The following is a 15,905-nucleotide window of genomic DNA, read 5'->3' on the forward strand; positions in this document are numbered from 1 at the left end:
GGTGAAGTGAGGTACAGCGGACACATAGGGGAAGAGAGCGGGGCGGACGACTTTGACCTGCGACGGAGGGTCAGGCGTGATGATCACCCCACTCTCTAAGTGTATGTTGCCACAACATACACGTCAAGGTTCGGGCTCCGGTCGCGCACGAACGGGCGCGGTGTCAGGACGCCCCGGACCCAAATGAATCTCGCGCGCGACGGGATCGCGGCGGGGGCCGGGGTCTCCACCTCGCGGGGTGTATGTGTCCGGCCCATACACTGTCGGGATGGCTCTGTTCCGCTCCTCCTACCGCATCGCGGCCGACGTCCTGCTCGATTCCACCGAAGCCGCCGGCGACGACCGGCTGTCCCTTCCCAGCCTCGCGACGTTCCTGCTCCGCGGGTACGTCGACGGCACCATCGCCGTGAAACGGACCGCGCAAGAAGTGGGCGCCGGGCATCCACGCACGGGCAAGGACCTTGCGCTCGACCGGGACCTGCTCACGCAAGCCGACGCCAAGCGCGCCTCGGAAGAAGTGGCGCAGAGCCTCGCCCATCTGCTGGAGATCCTCTTCCGTGCGTACGCGCGGGGACAGATCTCCCTCTCGGCCTCGGGCCGCGCGGGCGGGCGGGAGTCCGCTCCGCCTTCTGGCAGTTGACCGGCCACGCGGCCGGAGCCGGGCGCGCTGGTCGCTCGCCCGGCTCCGCAGGGGACTGCGGCGGGTCAGTCGGCCCGCGGCCGCCGGGAAGCCGGCCCGACCCGCTTCTCGCGGCGCTCCCGCTTCTGCTCGTTGGCCGCTCGCTGGAGCGCGCGGAAGGTGCTGGCGCCCTGCCTCCTTTTCAGATGGACGATGTTGTTCGCAGGGATGCCCAGAGTTTCGGGGCCGTAGGCTCCGCGCAGGTCGGACGGAGCCTGTGATGTGTAGCCGGCCTCGGCCAGCGATTCCTCGTCCGGGAACACATCGACGTGGTTGTGGCCGGGGGCTATGAGCTCGTCCTGTGTTCCGCCGTAGGAGTAGCGCCAGTGGAAGTTGGCCGGCGGACTGGGGCGCACTCGCTCTTCGAAAAGTTGCACCTCCTTGGTGTACGAGTAGAAGACAACTCCCGGTGTGCTCCGCATGATCCGAAGCCACGCGTCCAGGTATCCCTCCCCGAAATAGTCCCCACTGTCATGTACACGTACGTGAGCCGGAGATCCTGCCGGGTGGTACCGGGAGTGCTTGAGCTCTTCGGTCATCTGCTCCTCCCATGCCTCCGGCTCGTCGAGGATGTACTGCAGGTTGCTCTGGTGCGAGCGCAGCACGGTCGAGAATCGGAATGTCCCGGAGCGGGCGTAGCAGAGGTCTTTGCAGATGCCGGCGGACGGGCACGTGTTGTACGTACGTCCGTCGGGGAGCCGCCCGGCGAAGGCCGGCAAACTCCACTTCCATATGCGCTGGGTTGCGCAGCTTGAGCGCATCTCGCGCAGGAGGAACCGGGGTCGTGTCGGTGTGTCCGGAGCAGCTGAGATCTCCGTGCCTGCTTGCGATGTGTCGTTCACAGATGTCCTCCGGTCATCGGATCGTCATGGCTGGGGGCAGGTTGCCCGCCCGCTGGACGGAAGCGTCCGCCGCGCGGGCCGGCCGCTGTGTTCTGGTCCGAGGGGCTCTCCCTGTGTGAGTGGGACGGGGTGGTGGACTCCGGGCCGGTCGGCCGGGGGTGACGGGCCCGTTTCGCGTGGCAGGTGGCGGGCGGGCGCGTTCGGGGCAGTTGGGCGTTGCTGTCCTCGGCCTCGGGTGCAGGTGGTCTTCGGGCATGGCGGCTTCGTCTAGCCGGTGGTCAAGGTCGCCTCGCGGCGTACCTCTTGCAGTGCCTGGCCCTGGTTCCAGGCGAAGGTCCGGGCGTCGTACTCGGCCTTGTCCCGGTACCGGAACTGCTTGGTCCACTGCCCGCCGTGGTGGCGGTAGTGGTAGGTGATGTCCGGCAGGAGCTCGCCGGCGGTGTTGCCGGTGACCGACATGACGTACACGTAGTCCTCCCCCTTGGTCAGCCCACCGTGCCCTGCGTAGGCGCGGGCGATGGCCGTCCGGGTGAGGAGCATGGTGTGGCCCATGGGCGGCTTGCCGCTCTGGGGAGAGGGCCAGTACGTCCACACGTCGCCGGGGTCGTGGAGCCCCACCGGGGTGGCGCAGTCCCACAGAGCGAGGTCGCCGTTCCTCATCAGGTCGGCGGACATTCCCGCGACCCAGCCGAGGCCGGACTCCACCGCGCGCTGGTGGCGGGCCGCGAGGGAGTGGGGCGGCAGAATGTCGTCGTCGTCCGCGTAGCAGACGTAGGGCGCGCTCACGTAGTTGAGTGAGGTGTTGCGGGCCGGAGCGGCTCCCGGGTCGGGCCGGGCGCAGATCCTCACCCGCGGGTCCGCGGCGATCGCGGGCGGGATCGTGCGGAGGTCGGCGTGTCGTCCGTTGGGGGCGAGGATCCACTCCCAGTCGGTTTCCTGGGCGAGGAGGCTGTCGTAGAGCTCGCCGAGGTATCTGCGGCGCTTCGGGCGCAGCGCGGTGGGGGTGATAACGGCGATCTGCGGCTGGTTGGGCATGTCGGCCTTCCGGGGTGTCAGGGGTGGTGGGTGGCGCGGCCCGGGCGTTCGCCCCATGGGCCCAGGAGTGCGCTGGGTCTCAGTGCGATCAGGCGGAGGCCGGCTGGTGGGCGGGCCGCGAAGGCGGCCAGTGCGGTGTCCGGGTCGTGGTGGGCTGCGCGGCGGAGAGTGTCCACGGCTTCGTCGTCGGCGTCGTCCGGTCCGCTCCAGCGCAGGGCCAGGAGTTCACGGCCCTGAGGGTGCCGTTCGGGCGGGGTGCTGGTGGACGGCTGGTGCCAGACGGGCCGGGCGTCGATGACGACGACCGGGAAGATCGCGCCGAGGCCGTAGTGCGCTGCCTGCGGGGTGGGGTTCACGGGTGCCTGGTTCCTTCTTCCGGCAGGGGGGTGGGTTGTTCGGCATCGGGGTCGCGGCCGGGAGTGCGCAGGTTGAAGCGGGTGATGGCGAAGCGGAACAGGGCGTAGTAGAGGGCGCCGTAGGCCATCCCGATGGGGAGCAGCAGCAGGGGGCGGGTGGCGAGGGGGAAGTTGAAGACGTAGTCGACGGTGCCGGCGGAGAAGAGGAAGCCCGCGTGGATGTCGAGGGCGTTGACCAGGGCGAGACTCACGCCGGTCAGCACGGCGTGTGCCAGGTAGAGCACGGGGGCCGTGTAGGCGAAGGCGAGCTCGATCGGTTCGGTGATGCCGGTGAGGGCGGACATCGCGGCGGCGGGCAGCATGACGGCCGCGACACGGGGGCGTTGCGAGGGCAGGGCGCTGCGCCAGATGGCCAGGGCGGCTGCGGGCAGGGCGAACATCGCGATGGGGAAGAAGCCGGTCATGAAGATTCCGGCGTCGGGGTCGTGTTCGGTGAAGAAGCACGGAACGTCGCCCTTGACGCCGTTGCCGCAGTCTCCGGTGATGTACCAGACGATGGCCGACGGTACGTGGTGGAGGCCCAGGGGCAGGAGGATCCGGTTGAGGAATCCGAACGCGCCCCCTCCGGCTACGGCGTGGTCGGCTACGGCGGCGGCGGCCGAGCTCAGTGCCCGGTCGACGGTCGGGTAGGCCAGGCCGAGGATTGTTCCGGCGAAGAGCGCGGCCAGGGCGATGACCGCGTAGACGACGAGCAGCGGCAGAGGTCGTCTGCGGCGGTCCATCGCCTTCCAGATGGCCATGGCCAGCAGGGCGCCGAGGATGCCGAGGAGGGCTCCGTAGGGCCAGCGTGCGGGTGCGATGTCCGGCTGGCCGGCCGGGAGCGGGTTCAGGGTGAGGACCGCGCGGGACATGATCAGGTAGGCGATGGCGCAGCCCAGTACGCGGCCGGCGACGTCGGTGGACCTGCTGAGGCCGAGGGCTATGCCGAGTGCGAAGAGCAGGGGCAGGTTGTCGAGTACGGCCGATCCCGCTCCGGAGATGACCGCGGCGGGTTCGCGGAGGCCGGGGTGGCGGCCGAGCAGGTCGTCCTGTCCCAGCCGCAGGAGCAGGCCGGCGGTGGGCATGGCGGCGATCGGGAGGGCCAGGCCCTGCCCGAGGTGCCGGAGGCGGGCGACGTACGGCCGGTGGCGCTTCGGTTCCTTGTGGTTGTCCTGCGGCGGGGGCGGGGCCGGGGGGAGAAGGGAGGTGAGGGGGGTCATCGGAGCTCCGGGCCGTGGGGCGGCCGTGGCGCGGTGAGCGCCCGGCCGCCTGGTGCGGATGCCACGGTGCGCGGCCTCCGTTTCGGATGTTCGGGGATGCTGCGGAGGGGATCAGTTGAGGTTCATGGGGATGTCGATGTAGTAGGCGCTGATCCATCCGGATTTGCCGGAGTTGGCGCCGCTGCGGACCTTGATGTGGGCCCAGGTGCTGCTCTTGGCGTAGCAGTGCACCGTGATCTTCGTTCTGGGCTGCAGGAGTCCGAGGGAGGTGTGACTGATGCCCGGGCCCTTGCGGAGGTTCACGGTGGTGTAGGCCCAGCCGTTGTAGTCGGGGACGTTCTTGGTGCAGGAGCCGGTGCCGGCTGCGGAGGCGGGTGAGGCGAGGGCGGTGACTCCGCCGAGGGTCAGGGCGGTTGCGGCGGTGGCGGTGATGGCCTTGCGGATCAGAGGTCGCACGGTTCGGTCCTTCTGTGGTGGTGGGTCACGGCGCTGTCGGGGTGTGGTCGGGGCCCGGCGGCGGGCCGCGGGCCGGGAAGGCGGTCGGCATCAGAAGTCCTTGTGCGGAGGGCCGGGTGTCCTTCTGGTGATCGCGGCCAGGGGCCAGCACAGCGTCGCGCCGAGGACTCCGGCGGCCAGGGTGGTGGCCGCCGCGAGGTAGGGGCCGCCGTGGGTGAGTGACCAGGACGCGAGTACCGGGGCGATGACGACGGCGCCGGCGAGGGTGGTGCCCCAGATGCCGGCGTACAGGCCGTAGGCGCCGGGGGGTGAGATGCGGGTGAGGATGTCGCCGGCCGCGACGAAGGCGATGATTTCTCCCGGGACGGCGAGCGCGGCGGGGAGGCTGAAGCCGATGACGGTCGTGGCGAGTGCGGCGGCTCCCATGCTGGTGCCGAGGATGAGGGCGCTCGCGGCGAGCAGGCCGGTCATGGGCTTGCCGCGGTGGGCTCGTTGGCTGAGCCAGCGGTTCAGGAGCGGGGATAGAAGAAGGACGGCGACGGCGTTGGCGGTCTGGGTCCAGCCGTAGTCGGCGGCGGAGAGGCCGGCCCGGGACATCAGCATGCGCAGGCTGGAGAAGAGGCTGGCCGCGGCGGTGAGGGTGGCGAGGCTCGCCAGCAGCAGGAGGCCGAGGCGTGCGTCCTTCAGGGCTGCGGCTGGCCGGGGCCGGGTGAGCTGGTCCGGCTGGGCGGTGGTGCGGTCGCTGAGGGTGAAGCAGACGAGGGTGCCGAAGATCGCGCAGGCGGCCGCGTTCGCCCACAGGAGGGCGGGCATTCCGGCGCGGTCCGCGAGCAGTCCCCCGCTGGTGCCGGCCGCGGCGGCGGCGACGTTGATGGCGAAGTTCCGCGTCGCGTTGAGCGAGGCTCTGCTCCTGTCGTCCCCGAAGTGTTCGGCGATGGCCGCGGACAGGACCGGGCGGGGGGCGTCGTAGGTCACGCCGGCCACGAAGGCACCGGCTGCCACGGCAGTCGTGGCCTGGGCCTGGGCCAGGAGGGGAAGCGCGAGTGCGGCCAGGGCCATGGCGCCGGCCAGTGCGGCGCGTCGGCCGATCCGGTCGGCGAGCCAGCCCCAGAGGAGCGAACCGGCAAGCCATTCCGCTCCGAAGGTCGCGAGGAGCCGGCCCACGGTCTGGGTGGACAACTGGAGGGCTTCCAGGTGGTACGGCAGGAAGGGGTAGCAGAATCCTGCTGCGCGCACGGCGCAGGTGCCGGCCATGAGAGTGCGGATCTCCGCGGGCCAGGGTCGGGGGTGGTGGCCTGCCGGGTGTCCGGTGGGCGCGATGGTCGTGGTCACATCTCTCCAGCAGGCAGCAGGGGTCCGGGCCGCGTGGGGGCGCCGCCATCTGGCGGCGCCCCCGCTGTGCCGGCCGGTCCGCGGTCGCTCCGGAGGGGGAGGAACAACGGCGGACCGGCCGCGGGTCCGGCCGGAGGAAGGGGGGTCCTCCGGCCGGTGGCTCAAGGGACCGGCCGGACTCTGCGGCGGGCCACGGCGGGCGAGGTCGCGTTGACGGGTCCGTGTGCGGAGCTGTTGTTGTGCGTCACGTCGTCCTCCCCGGGTAGTGGTCTGCTCGTGGTGTGTGCTTCTGCGGGCAGGCGCCGGTGTATGGCTGCCCGACGGCTGAAGCACACGTCAGAGACGCTACGAGTGAGGGCCTGTGGATAACTTCCGGCCCGGGCGCACTGAGTGTCCGGCCATGACCACCAGCCGCCCGAAAGGAGTCGCATTGACCTGTGTTGCGCGGGAATGCCGAAGGGCGGCCGCGTCGCGCGGCCGCCCTTCGGTTCGGTCTGTCTCAGCGCAGCCGGGTGTCGTCGTGGAGGGATACCCGGCCGAGTTCGATCGTGCCGTCGGTGAGCTTCCACCACGTCATCCGGGGTGCGGCCGGGCTGTTGGTCTTGATGTTGCACCGCCACGCCGTGGCTCCGTCGCTGCGGACGAGCTGAGGAGCTCCGCCAGCCGCGTGGGTCTTGTGCGGACGCACCTGGCGCCCCAGCACTTCTGCGGCCCGCCCGGTGAGGACGTCGGTGACGATGTCGATGATGTCCCGGCGCTGGGCGGCCGGGGCGTCAGGGAGGGACTCGTGCCAGTCAGGGCCGAACCGGTGGGGCTTCAAAGGCCAGTTGTCCCGCTCGGCCTCGCTGTAGCGCCAGAGCCAGACCTGCTCAATCTCGTAGCGGTTCTGCCGGTCGGGGTCGGCGTACACGGGCGGCGGCAGGAGCGGTGAGACACCGTCGTTGGCAAGCCTGAGCGCGCGGACCCTCCCCTGGAGTTCGCGCTTCTCCCGGCGGGCGGCGGCCAGCTTCCTCTTGGCGTCGTCGAGCTTGGCCAGAAGCTGCTGGTTCTCCTCGCCGACCGGTAGTGCGAGGAGCGGCCCGGTGCGGGGCTGGACGGTCCATACGGAGGTCACGCTGTGGACCCGGCCCACGATATGCCGCAGAGCATCGGAGCTGCGTTCGGGAGAGACGTAGATCAAGGGGTGACGCTCGGCGGGGTCGCCCTCGCTCGCGTCAGCCAGGAAGATGCGGACGTACCCGCCATAGGTGCGCCACTTCTCGGGGATGGCCGCGTCCAGGGCCCAGGAGGCCGACTGGTCGGCGAGCAGGGCGACATCAGCTCGGCCGAGGAGACGCTCGGAGAGCTCGGTGAGGTTGACCAGCGGCTTGTCACCGTGGCGCTGCGACGTCGTGACGAGGATCAGCGGAAGAATCCGCGACGGGTCGAAGATCTCGGCCACGAGGTCGGGAACCCTCTCGGCAACCACGCAGCGCACACCGTCGCGACGCGCCTTGGCCACAGCGGAAGTATGACCGCTCGACTCCGGGAGGCAGGGTCGCTGATGTGAGCGGGTGGTGGAACGGGGCATGGGCTCTCCTTGCCATCCAAAGGCTAATGACACTTAAGATATTACAAGACGCGTGGGATCTTGGTCAACCCCCTTCAGATCGCCGCACCTCGGCCATGTATTTGACAACACGTCAAGTCGTTGCTTGGTAGGGGATGCTGGAGACAGTGGATGCCGTCAGAGCCTGCGCCGAGGCAAGGAGATGACGGCTGGGAGCTCCCGGTAGGCGGGATCTTCCGGCCCTCACGGACGGACCGGCAAGGGCGAGGAACTCCCCGCCTGGAGGGGGTACGGGCGTGGCCCCGCTGGACTTCGCGCGCGCTATGCGGCAGGCCCGGTCCTGCCTCCGTCGTGAGCCCGTGGGCCCTGAGGGGCACACCGGTGGCGTGACTGGGAGTCGTCGACAACGTGCCGGAGGACTTCCGCCCGTACGACCGAGCCCGCCTTCTGCGACGAGCAGGGCGTGCCCACCATGGCCCGCGGCCTGTGGCTCCTGGCGGGGGTGAACTGGCACACCAACACCACCGCCTTCCGAACACAACGGCGGCGATCCGAACCGTTCGGACACCCTCTTCGAGCCTCTCGCCGACCACTCACCGAGGGCCTGGGCTGCTCGCTGCGTCGAGAGGCCGTCGGCATTGAGGCCGTCCGCACCGTCCTGCCCCGGCGCCCGGTGACGCCGGAGACCGTCGCCGCGCTCAACCCCGATACCAGTCCCGCCGGCCTGGCCAGGGACATCGCGGAGATCGGCTACCCGCTCACTGAAGACCACCGCCCCGCACCATGCAGGCCACTGGCCGTCCCGGGGCCGCCGTGATCCCCTTCACCCGGAGGAGGGATGGAACCCACAGGACCACGGGGCCGGTGAACCTCTGCCACCACCCCCTGTCGGGCACCGGCCTCAGCGGGCGCGAGGATGTTGCCGGAGGGTCGGCAGCACGCCACGACGATATGGCAGCGGGGACCGCGTGCTCCAGGCGGCCCTGCTCCGGAGCGACCGGTCACACCGCCTGGGTGTGACCGCCCTGCGGGCGCAGTGGGTGTTGGCCTGGTGGTTCAGAGGGTGGCTGACCAGCGTCCGCGGGTGAGGGTGGTTGTGCCGTCGGGGGTGATGGTGACGGTGGCGCCGTGTACGGGCAGTTCGCCCGTGCGGTTGAGGCGGTCGCGGATGGATTCCAGGGCGTCCCACAGGCGCCGGGTCCCGCCCTGGTGCACGAGTGGCGAGGCGTTGCGGTCGGGTGCTGACGCGCGAGCCCAGGAGCCGTCGGGGTGCGCCATCAGCATGGTGCGCGGTCCCTCGGGGGACCTCCGGAAGCGGTGCTCGATCCCCGGGGCCTCCAGCTCCAGCATCGAGCGGATGTCCCAGGTGTTCTGGACGTCCAGGACCGGATACCGGCTGGTGGTCACGGTCTCGCCGTCATCGTCCGCCGCCGCCCACACCTCGGGCCCCGGGGAGACGGTGTCGTAGTCGTCGCTCTGGCGGGTTCGCATGAAGGATGCCCGGTCACCGGTGATGTACCCCTGGGCGCCGCCGTCCTCGGACTTGTCGGCCACGAGAAGGAGGCCCGTGTCGGCGACGGTGGTGACCAGCCGCCCGCCCGGGCGCAGCGCGGTGAGCCAGCTTGCGGGGATGGGGCGTACGGAGACGGTGGAGATGATGCGGTCGTACTGGCCGGGGAGGGGGCCGGTGATGTCGCGGGTTTCGGTGCGGGGGTTCAGGCCGATGGTGTCGAGGCGTTCGGTGGCGGCCTGGACGAGGTAGGGGTCGATGTCGATGCTGGTGACGAGTTGTGGGTCGCCGAGGCGGCGGCAGAGGAGGGCGGTGCCGTATCCGGTGCCGGTGGTCACCAGGGTGCGGCTGGTCTCGCCGAGCATGGCGTGCCGGTACAGGATCACGAGGAGGGCGGGCAGAGTCGAGGACGATGTCGGCCACAGTCCGGACGGCAGCGGGGTGCCGGAGGCGGCGTGGTCGGCGTGCCGGGCGCCCATGCGGGTCACCAGCGTGGTGTCCTCGTAGACGGTCTTCATCCACGCCTCGGGGTCGGCGGCGCCGTCACGGGTCTCCCGGCCGTCGGTGCCCCGTTCCCACCAGCGCGGGACGAACACGTGCCGGGGTGTGGAGGCCAGGGGGTCCCACCAGCGTGACTCCCGGCGGTGTAGTACGGCGTCGGCCATGCGGCGCGCGTACGGCTTCCAGTCCACGTCCATGCTGTGTGCTCCTTCTTCTTCCGGCGCTGTGCGCCCGGGTCATTCCTCTTCGTCGTCCGCCTTGCCTTTGCCCGGTCCGCACGTGTCCCTGTTCGGTAAGCAGTCGGGAGGACACGGCTCACCCTCGGCCCGGTAGGGGACGCTGGCGGTCACCTCGGCCCAGCGGTCGCTGGTCAGGACCGATGCCAGGGTCGCGTTCTTGACGCTGCCGCCCGGGAGGAACCGAGCCAGGACGCACGGGACGGTGGTTCCGTCCGGGAGGATCGCCGCCTTCCCGTGGCCACAGCGTCCGCACAGGGCGGAAGTCGTCGGCAGCTGGCCGGCGACCGCGTTGCCGATGGGACGGACCCGGTCGACGTGCACGTCGTGGACGCCCAGGTCCTCCAACTCGGCGCGGGCCTCTTCGACACGCTGACCACCGCCCAGGTCAACGATGCCGGCCGCGATCGTGATGCCGCGGCGTACGGCCTCGGCGATGTTCGCCCGGGTCGCCGTGTGGGATCCGGGCCGGCCGGTGATCCGGTCGTGCTCGGCCGGATCGTCGCTGTAGTACGAGGTCGCGAGGTCGACCCGCGGACCCGCAGCAGGTTGGTGTAGACGCGGACGCGCAGGCCGGCTTCCAGCGCGTGCTCGACGAGCCCGGTGAAGTCCGGAGAGAGGCTGGGTTCGCCGCCGATGGTCTGCACGGTCGTCGCGCCCAGCTCGGCGGCCTCGGTGATGACCCGGCGCCAGTCGCCCGTGCCCATCGTGCCGTGCCCGCAGTGAGGCCCGGCCTGGGCGTAGCAGTGGGACGGGCAGGTCAGCTGGCAGCGGTTGGTCAGCTCGATCGCGAGGAAGCGCAAGGAAGCGGCAGCGGGAGCCTCCGGGGCGATCGTCATGGAGGAAAGGGTAGACAGCCGGGCAGTCAACCCGCATGGCTTTCGCGAAGTTGGCCCATGAGCGCGGGGCTGGGTCCGTGCCGGAGCGCGACACCGGCGGGCCGCCCGTCGGTGTGTCGGCTGACCCGGGGTCGGCCCCTCGCTCACTCCGGTCGCAGAGCCCGCTTCGCCTGCTACATCCCAGTCGCCAGACAGTCGTAGATCTCCAGGGCCGCTTGGCTGTCCGGCTCGTCGAGGTCCCGGTAGTACGTGATCACAGGCTCCAGGCGCTGCTCGCGACGCGCCTGCGCCCGCGCCACTTTCCACGCCGAGAGGTAGGCCAGCGCGCCAGCGGTCAGCACGGCAACCACTGGAATGACAATCTTCTACAGAACATTCACACCACAGTGTGGCACCCCAACGGTGTGCCAGGAGCCGGGTTGTGAGAACTATCGGCATACGTCGCCGGGTACAGCGAGCCCGCATAGTCACGTGTCGTCGGGCCCGGGCCGTGCCGAAGCTCGGTTCAGCACGTCGGATCGCTCCGGCCTGGCCGCGTGACTACAGAGTGCTACCTATCCCTTCGCCGCAGCTTCGGGAGTACCGGGCCTGGGGGTGCGCTCGGTCGGCGGGCAGTTCTGGCGGCGGGCCGTGGCGGCGCTCCCGTGTGGTGCGCGTCTTGCGCTGCTGCGTAGGGGAGTTCGGATTGTCCTGGACGCACAGCCATGGCGCGCTTGTTCCTTCATTTCTCGTCGACGGCTCGCCGAGGGCGCGTGCATGGGTGCCGGACGGGGAGCGTGAGTACACCTGGCCGACCGGCTGAGTACGGGAGCTGATGCCGGGGCGGGCCGGCCGCGCTGGGATGGGGTCATGACCACGAGCGCACCTGGAACCTCCGACAGCATCAGCACACCGGCCGAGGGCCGGTGGACGGCCGACCGGATCCGCTTGTGGTCCTTCGTCTGCGCCGCGCTGTTCGCCCCGGCCGCCGGTGTCGCCTGGTTCGTCGACGGGTTCCTCTCGTTGATGGGCGAGGGCGGCTCCCGGTGCCTGACCTACGGCGAGCAGTGCCCTGCCTCGGTCCCCGACATCCTCTGGCGGGCGCCGCTCGCCGTCGCCGCCATCGCCTTCCTCGCCGTGCTCTTCCTGCCCGAACGGCTCCGGCACGCCGATACGCTGCGGCGGGCGGCGTTCGCCGTACAGGGCCTCGCCGAGGCGGGCGCCCTGCTGATGATCACGCTGCCCGGCTGAGCCCTCGCAGGCCGGGCTAGGCGGACAAACTCGCCCATGAGGACGAAGGGCGGCGGACCGCCCCGCGGTAGCCCACTCCCCGGCCCCGGTGTCCGGACACGCCTGCCCGCCCGGGGCGGGATCATCGGGCCCGAGCGGTCTGGCCGACGGCGCCCGCCCTGCTCCTCGCTCCCCCGCCCCGGGCGACATCGTGACCACCCGGCTCACCGACCTGATCCCCGCCTTCCGATGTTCAGGACGAGGGAATGCGGTGGGGGTCCCAGTATCGCTCGGGAAAGTCGATCTCGTGCTGCTCCTGGTCGGAGCACAGCTCAATCCCGTCGACCACCTCGTTCTCGGGGTAGACGCGCTCATCATCCTTGGTTTCGCTCATCGCACGGCCTTCCGGTTCTCGGAGGGCCGCTTCAGGCCGACGATCAGCTCACGGACGGCGTCCGGGCCCTGCTTGACGAGGGCGCGGTCGACGGTGGCGCCCGCGACGCGCAGGGTTCGGGTGACGAGGACGGCGTCCGTGCGGGTGTAGAACATGTCACGCGAGCACTGGGTCCCGTCGTCCACCACGGCCGGAATACCGTGCTCGGCCAGCCACTCCACGATCCACTCCAGGGTCTTCGCCGGACGGATCGTCTGCACGACGACCGCGATGTGCGGGAGCGCCAGCGCCTTCTTCAGGAGATCGGCCATGCCCGGCATGAATCCGCCGGTGATCTGGCCGTCGTCCCAGGCCCGCCGCTGGTGCAGGACGAAATCGAAGTCGAACCGCACGATGACGACATCGGGGGTCGGGCCGGTCGGCTCGGGCAGGAGGGTCGGGTCGTGCTCGTCGGCGGCGATCTGGAGCTGGTGCGCGAGGCGGCGCAGATCGGCCGGCGCGGCTCCGGCCGGGAGGGTGAGTTGTCCGTCCTGGACTGTGCTGCCGGGCGGGAGGGCGAGCATGTTGGTCTCCTCGGTGGGTGTTGGGGGTTCAGCAGGGACGTCGTCACCGGTCCCGCAGTCGAGGTAGGCGTCGTCCGCTGGGTCTTAGCTGGTGTGCCGGGGCTCCTCAGGCACGGTCAAGGGCTGGCGTCCCTACATCTTCTACCCCCGGCCCCCACCCCCACCGACGCCTGCATCGCCTACGCCGATTACCGCCTTATCTGGGCTTAGCGCGAGAAGGAGCAGGCTGTCCGTGCGGCCAGCACGTGTGCGGGCAGGGTGCCGCGGCTCCAGATCTTCACATATCCGAGGTGCTCGGCGACGCGGTACTCGTCGAGGCCCTCGAATCCCGCGTCCGTGACATCTCTGAGGCCCGGCGCAGCCTGAGCCGCTGGCGGAGGGTGGTTCTGCTGGTCGCGCGTTCCTCGTCTCGTGCTGTGGTGGGTCGTGTGACTCATCCTCGTTGACCATTCTGCTGTCCAACGGGCACGGGCGGTTGGGTGCCTGGGGCCCGGTGTCCCTTTGGCGGTGTTCAGGCTTAGGTGTCCGGCTGCGGGCGGGATCCCGTCGCATGTCCGTCTCCGTGTGCCGGAGTGGTCCGTTGCGGGATGGGAGTACTGGTCAGGAGCCCTCGCTGGTTTGCGATGTGGACGGCGTGGCTGCGCGGCAGGGGGTGGTATACGTCTTCGCCTCCGGTCTCTGGTGTCCCTCGGGAGGCGGTAGCCGATCCGGATCGCGGTGGTGCCGGGCCGTCGGCGACGATTCGAAGGGGTGTCCCGTCGGAGTCGGTATGCAGGACGAGGACCTGGTGGAGCGTCCGTGGGACCGGGTACCGGGATCCTTCGCCCTTTGGAGCCTGGGCGGTTCGGTGTGCTGGTCAGGTGGTTGGGGAGCTGAGCACCTTGCTGTCGCGGAGACTTTGGAGAGCATGCCAGTACTGGGGCGGTGGTTCGTGTGGTGAGGGTGCCGATGGGGGCGTCGGTGCCGGAGCGGTTCGGATTGCGGCCCGGGCGGCGTGGTATCCAGCGCACCTGTCTTCTTCCGTGCGGACCGGCGCGGGTTCGGTGCGTGGTAGCGGGGTTCGGATGCCTGCGAGGGCCTGGTGGTAGCCGTCGTCACGGGTTCGGACCGTTCGGACCGGTGCGGGGTTGTCGTGGCGGACGGGCTCGGAGTGCAGCGCGGCGCGGGCCTTGCGGTACTCATCGGTCGCGTATCTGCGCGGAGGGCCGGTAGGTTCGGGTGGCGGGGCTGCTGCGGGGGCGGTGCCAGGTTCTGTCGCGTGGTGGGGGCGGGAGCCAGCGGCCAGGATCCGGATCTCGCGGACCGTCCCCTCGCCGACTTCGGTGTTGGCCTGGCGGATGAGTTGGGCGGTGATCAGCTGACCCTGGAGGCGCCAGGCGGGTGATTCGGGCAGGAGGTCGAGGCGGCGGGTGGTGTCGTCGAAGGCCACGGCCCGCAGGCGTTCGGCGATCTCGGGCGTGGCGATGGCCGGCCAGCGGTCGATGACGGTGCCGCCTGCTGCCGGGGCCTCCCAGCCGCGTTCGGCCATGAGCCGTTCGATGACGCCGGACAGGCCCATCGGGTCGCGTCCGTCGCCGCGGAGGGTGGTCCGGCGGTGTGAGGGTTTGCGTTGGGCCCGGCCGTGTTCGCCGCGCTGGGCGGCAGCCTTCTTGGCCGCGAGCAGCGCGATGCGGGCGAGGTCTGCGCCGCGGGGCTCGTCGTGTTCGGTGTGGCTCATGCCAGCCCTCTGTGCAGGATCAGCCGACCGGTCCCGGTGAGGCGCAGGAGCTGGTCGACGAGGTGGTTGCTGAAAAGGCGGCGCGCGTAGGGCTCGCCGCAGGTGGCGATGGTGGACCGGATGAGAAGCGGGTCCTTCTGTGCGGCTGCGCGCAGGTCGATGACCTGGTCGCGGGTCAGCTGCTGGAGGTCGACGAGGCCGTCGCCGCCTGTTTGGTACGCGGGGTGGTCGTCTTCGGGCACCGGGGTGCGGGTGGTGAGGTGGGAGAAGACGTCGTCGACCTGGCGGGCGACGGCGCGGCTGGTGGGCTGGTGCCACTGGTCGTCCCACTCGGTGTGGCGGGCCTGCTCGGCGTGACGGGAATCCTGCCACCAGGTGAGGATCGCGGCCCGGTGTTCGGGGGTGCTGTACAGCTCGGTGGCGCCGCGGAGACGGGAGGCGAGGAAGCCCGAGGGCCGGTGCACGCGCTGTGCGGCGGCCTCCTGGCCGACTACGGCGATGACTTCGGCCGCGGTCCAGCCGGCGTCGGCGACGTGTCGCACGATCCAGGCGATGCGCTGGGTGTTTGCCCGGGCGAGCCACGGGACTTGAGTGATGAGTTCGTGGGCGAGCTGGTACCGGCGGCCGACGGCGTTGAGCGAGCGCCTCTTCCGGGCGGTCGGGGACTTTTTCGGGGCGGATGCAGGGGGCTTCCCGCTGGCGAGTTTGCTCTCAGAGGGAGGCGTAGAAGTACCGGTGGGAGAAGACGTTGAGCAACCCACCTGCATTGGGGTGCAAGAGGGGGTGGCGGGGCGGGACGCGGAGTGCCTGGCCGGGCGGCGCCGGATAGCGCGGCTGGCTTTCTTCGCGAGACGTTTCATCAGGGGCAGACCGGCCGGGTCGATGCCGCGGAGCGAGCGGATGTATTGCTCGGAGGGGCCGGTGCGTGCCCGGACGTCCTCGTCGAACGCCGGGGGGATTGTGAGGCAGTACTCGCTCGCCCGGCCGCCCTCGCCGGGTACGCGGGTGCCCTTCGAGCGGTAGGTGAGCAGACCAGAGCCGCGCAGGAGCTCCAGGTGGTACTGGATGGTGCGCTCGGACAGGCGTGTGATCCGCGTCAGGTAGCCGACGCCTGGCCGGCAGGGGTTGAGTCTGGAGAGTTCCTGGGCGATGACGAGGGTCGTCTCGTTGATGCTCTGCGGGCCATGCGGGCGGGGGGCGGTGTAGTCGGCGTGCTCGTGCGCCCAGTGGACGGCCTGCATCCAGGAGTAGCCGTCGGTGGCGATGCGTCCCTTGGTCGCGGTGATCCACTGGTCGCTCTGGGGCACGTGCGAGGACGCGGGCTGATCCGGCTGACGGCCGGGTGAAGCGGGCGTAGGCACAGGGGTTCCCTGGGTGTTGTGGAGGCGCGACAGGGGGACCCGTGGGTGACGGGTCTGAGGGGAGGGA

General features: G+C 70.5%; 16 protein-coding genes. 3 read left to right on the plus strand and 13 right to left on the minus strand.

From position 1 onward, the window contains the following. The first annotated feature begins 268 nt into the window (after positions 1–268). Entirely contained in the window at positions 269–640 is a 372-nt protein-coding gene (locus tag SYYSPA8_RS27525; RefSeq protein ID WP_323450049.1) for a hypothetical protein, read from the plus strand. A gap of 65 nt (positions 641–705) precedes the next feature. Here the strand turns inward: SYYSPA8_RS27525 and SYYSPA8_RS27530 are convergent, their stop codons facing one another. From SYYSPA8_RS27530 to SYYSPA8_RS27565, 8 genes are all read right to left on the minus strand, one after another. Beyond that, the gene (locus SYYSPA8_RS27530; RefSeq protein WP_407706105.1) at positions 706–1,521 is read right to left on the minus strand and encodes a GP88 family protein; all 816 of its coding nucleotides are present in this window, start codon (positions 1,519–1,521) and stop codon (positions 706–708) included. 267 nt (positions 1,522–1,788) lie between these two features. After that, positions 1,789–2,556 (minus strand): glycosyltransferase family 2 protein, encoded by a 768-nt coding sequence (locus SYYSPA8_RS27535; RefSeq protein ID WP_323450050.1) that lies wholly within the window; start codon positions 2,554–2,556, stop codon positions 1,789–1,791. A 17-nt stretch (positions 2,557–2,573) separates the two neighbouring features. Then, on the minus strand, positions 2,574–2,912 hold the full coding sequence (locus tag SYYSPA8_RS27540; protein ID WP_323450051.1) for a hypothetical protein: 339 nt from the start codon (positions 2,910–2,912) through the stop codon (positions 2,574–2,576). After that, complete coding sequence (locus SYYSPA8_RS27545) at positions 2,909–4,171, minus strand: PTS transporter subunit EIIC (protein WP_323450052.1); 1,263 nt, start codon at positions 4,169–4,171, stop codon at positions 2,909–2,911. The genes SYYSPA8_RS27540 and SYYSPA8_RS27545 overlap by 4 nt, the downstream gene beginning before the upstream one ends. A gap of 111 nt (positions 4,172–4,282) precedes the next feature. After that, positions 4,283–4,627: an SH3 domain-containing protein gene (locus tag SYYSPA8_RS27550; protein WP_323450053.1), complete on the minus strand. Its 345-nt coding sequence runs from the start codon at positions 4,625–4,627 to the stop codon at positions 4,283–4,285. A 90-nt stretch (positions 4,628–4,717) separates the two neighbouring features. Then, complete coding sequence (locus tag SYYSPA8_RS27555; protein ID WP_323450054.1) at positions 4,718–5,959, minus strand: MFS transporter; 1,242 nt, start codon at positions 5,957–5,959, stop codon at positions 4,718–4,720. Between the two features lie 499 nt (positions 5,960–6,458). Further along, complete coding sequence (locus SYYSPA8_RS27560; protein ID WP_323450055.1) at positions 6,459–7,460, minus strand: hypothetical protein; 1,002 nt, start codon at positions 7,458–7,460, stop codon at positions 6,459–6,461. 1,104 nt (positions 7,461–8,564) lie between these two features. Continuing rightward, on the minus strand, positions 8,565–9,716 hold the full coding sequence (locus SYYSPA8_RS27565) for a methyltransferase domain-containing protein (protein ID WP_323450056.1): 1,152 nt from the start codon (positions 9,714–9,716) through the stop codon (positions 8,565–8,567). Between the two features lie 276 nt (positions 9,717–9,992). Here SYYSPA8_RS27565 and SYYSPA8_RS27570 point away from each other — a divergent pair, with 276 nt between their 5' ends. Beyond that, complete coding sequence (locus tag SYYSPA8_RS27570) at positions 9,993–10,313, plus strand: hypothetical protein (RefSeq protein ID WP_323450057.1); 321 nt, start codon at positions 9,993–9,995, stop codon at positions 10,311–10,313. A gap of 454 nt (positions 10,314–10,767) precedes the next feature. Here the strand turns inward: SYYSPA8_RS27570 and SYYSPA8_RS27575 are convergent, their stop codons facing one another. Continuing rightward, positions 10,768–10,944: a hypothetical protein gene (locus SYYSPA8_RS27575; RefSeq protein WP_323450058.1), complete on the minus strand. Its 177-nt coding sequence runs from the start codon at positions 10,942–10,944 to the stop codon at positions 10,768–10,770. A gap of 499 nt (positions 10,945–11,443) precedes the next feature. Between SYYSPA8_RS27575 and SYYSPA8_RS27580 the strand changes: the two genes are divergently transcribed. Beyond that, positions 11,444–11,824, plus strand: a complete 381-nt coding sequence (locus tag SYYSPA8_RS27580) for a hypothetical protein (RefSeq protein ID WP_323450059.1) — start codon at positions 11,444–11,446, stop codon at positions 11,822–11,824. Between the two features lie 232 nt (positions 11,825–12,056). On the opposite strand, the gene SYYSPA8_RS27585 is transcribed toward SYYSPA8_RS27580, so the two are convergent. The 4 genes from SYYSPA8_RS27585 to SYYSPA8_RS27600 form a co-directional block, all read right to left on the minus strand. After that, positions 12,057–12,197, minus strand: coding sequence for a hypothetical protein (locus SYYSPA8_RS27585; protein WP_323450060.1), 141 nt, complete (start codon positions 12,195–12,197; stop codon positions 12,057–12,059). Then, positions 12,194–12,760, minus strand: a complete 567-nt coding sequence (locus SYYSPA8_RS27590; RefSeq protein ID WP_323450061.1) for a hypothetical protein — start codon at positions 12,758–12,760, stop codon at positions 12,194–12,196. Before SYYSPA8_RS27590 ends, SYYSPA8_RS27585 begins: the two co-directional genes overlap by 4 nt. 856 nt (positions 12,761–13,616) lie before the next feature. Continuing rightward, positions 13,617–14,477 (minus strand): DciA family protein, encoded by an 861-nt coding sequence (locus SYYSPA8_RS27595; protein ID WP_323450062.1) that lies wholly within the window; start codon positions 14,475–14,477, stop codon positions 13,617–13,619. Continuing rightward, positions 14,474–15,784, minus strand: a complete 1,311-nt coding sequence (locus SYYSPA8_RS27600; protein ID WP_323450063.1) for a helix-turn-helix domain-containing protein — start codon at positions 15,782–15,784, stop codon at positions 14,474–14,476. Before SYYSPA8_RS27600 ends, SYYSPA8_RS27595 begins: the two co-directional genes overlap by 4 nt. Positions 15,785–15,905 lie beyond the last annotated feature (121 nt).

It is taken from the genome of Streptomyces yaizuensis, from assembly GCF_034961445.1.
Classification (GTDB): Bacteria; Actinomycetota; Actinomycetes; order Streptomycetales; family Streptomycetaceae; genus Streptomyces; species Streptomyces yaizuensis.

What these genes read in the sequence shown, in the direction of transcription:
- SYYSPA8_RS27585 (WP_323450060.1), bottom strand. Translation starts at nt 12,197, where the DNA reads ATGAGCGAAACCAAGGATGATGAGCGCGTCTACCCCGAGAACGAGGTG.
- SYYSPA8_RS27535 (WP_323450050.1), bottom strand. Translation starts at nt 2,556, where the DNA reads ATGCCCAACCAGCCGCAGATCGCCGTTATCACCCCCACCGCGCTGCGC.
- SYYSPA8_RS27595 (WP_323450062.1), bottom strand. Translation starts at nt 14,477, where the DNA reads ATGAGCCACACCGAACACGACGAGCCCCGCGGCGCAGACCTCGCCCGC.
- SYYSPA8_RS27590 (WP_323450061.1), bottom strand. Translation starts at nt 12,760, where the DNA reads ATGCTCGCCCTCCCGCCCGGCAGCACAGTCCAGGACGGACAACTCACC.
- SYYSPA8_RS27565 (WP_323450056.1), bottom strand. Translation starts at nt 9,716, where the DNA reads ATGGACGTGGACTGGAAGCCGTACGCGCGCCGCATGGCCGACGCCGTA.
- SYYSPA8_RS27525 (WP_323450049.1), top strand. Translation starts at nt 269, where the DNA reads ATGGCTCTGTTCCGCTCCTCCTACCGCATCGCGGCCGACGTCCTGCTC.
- SYYSPA8_RS27545 (WP_323450052.1), bottom strand. Translation starts at nt 4,171, where the DNA reads ATGACCCCCCTCACCTCCCTTCTCCCCCCGGCCCCGCCCCCGCCGCAG.
- SYYSPA8_RS27580 (WP_323450059.1), top strand. Translation starts at nt 11,444, where the DNA reads ATGACCACGAGCGCACCTGGAACCTCCGACAGCATCAGCACACCGGCC.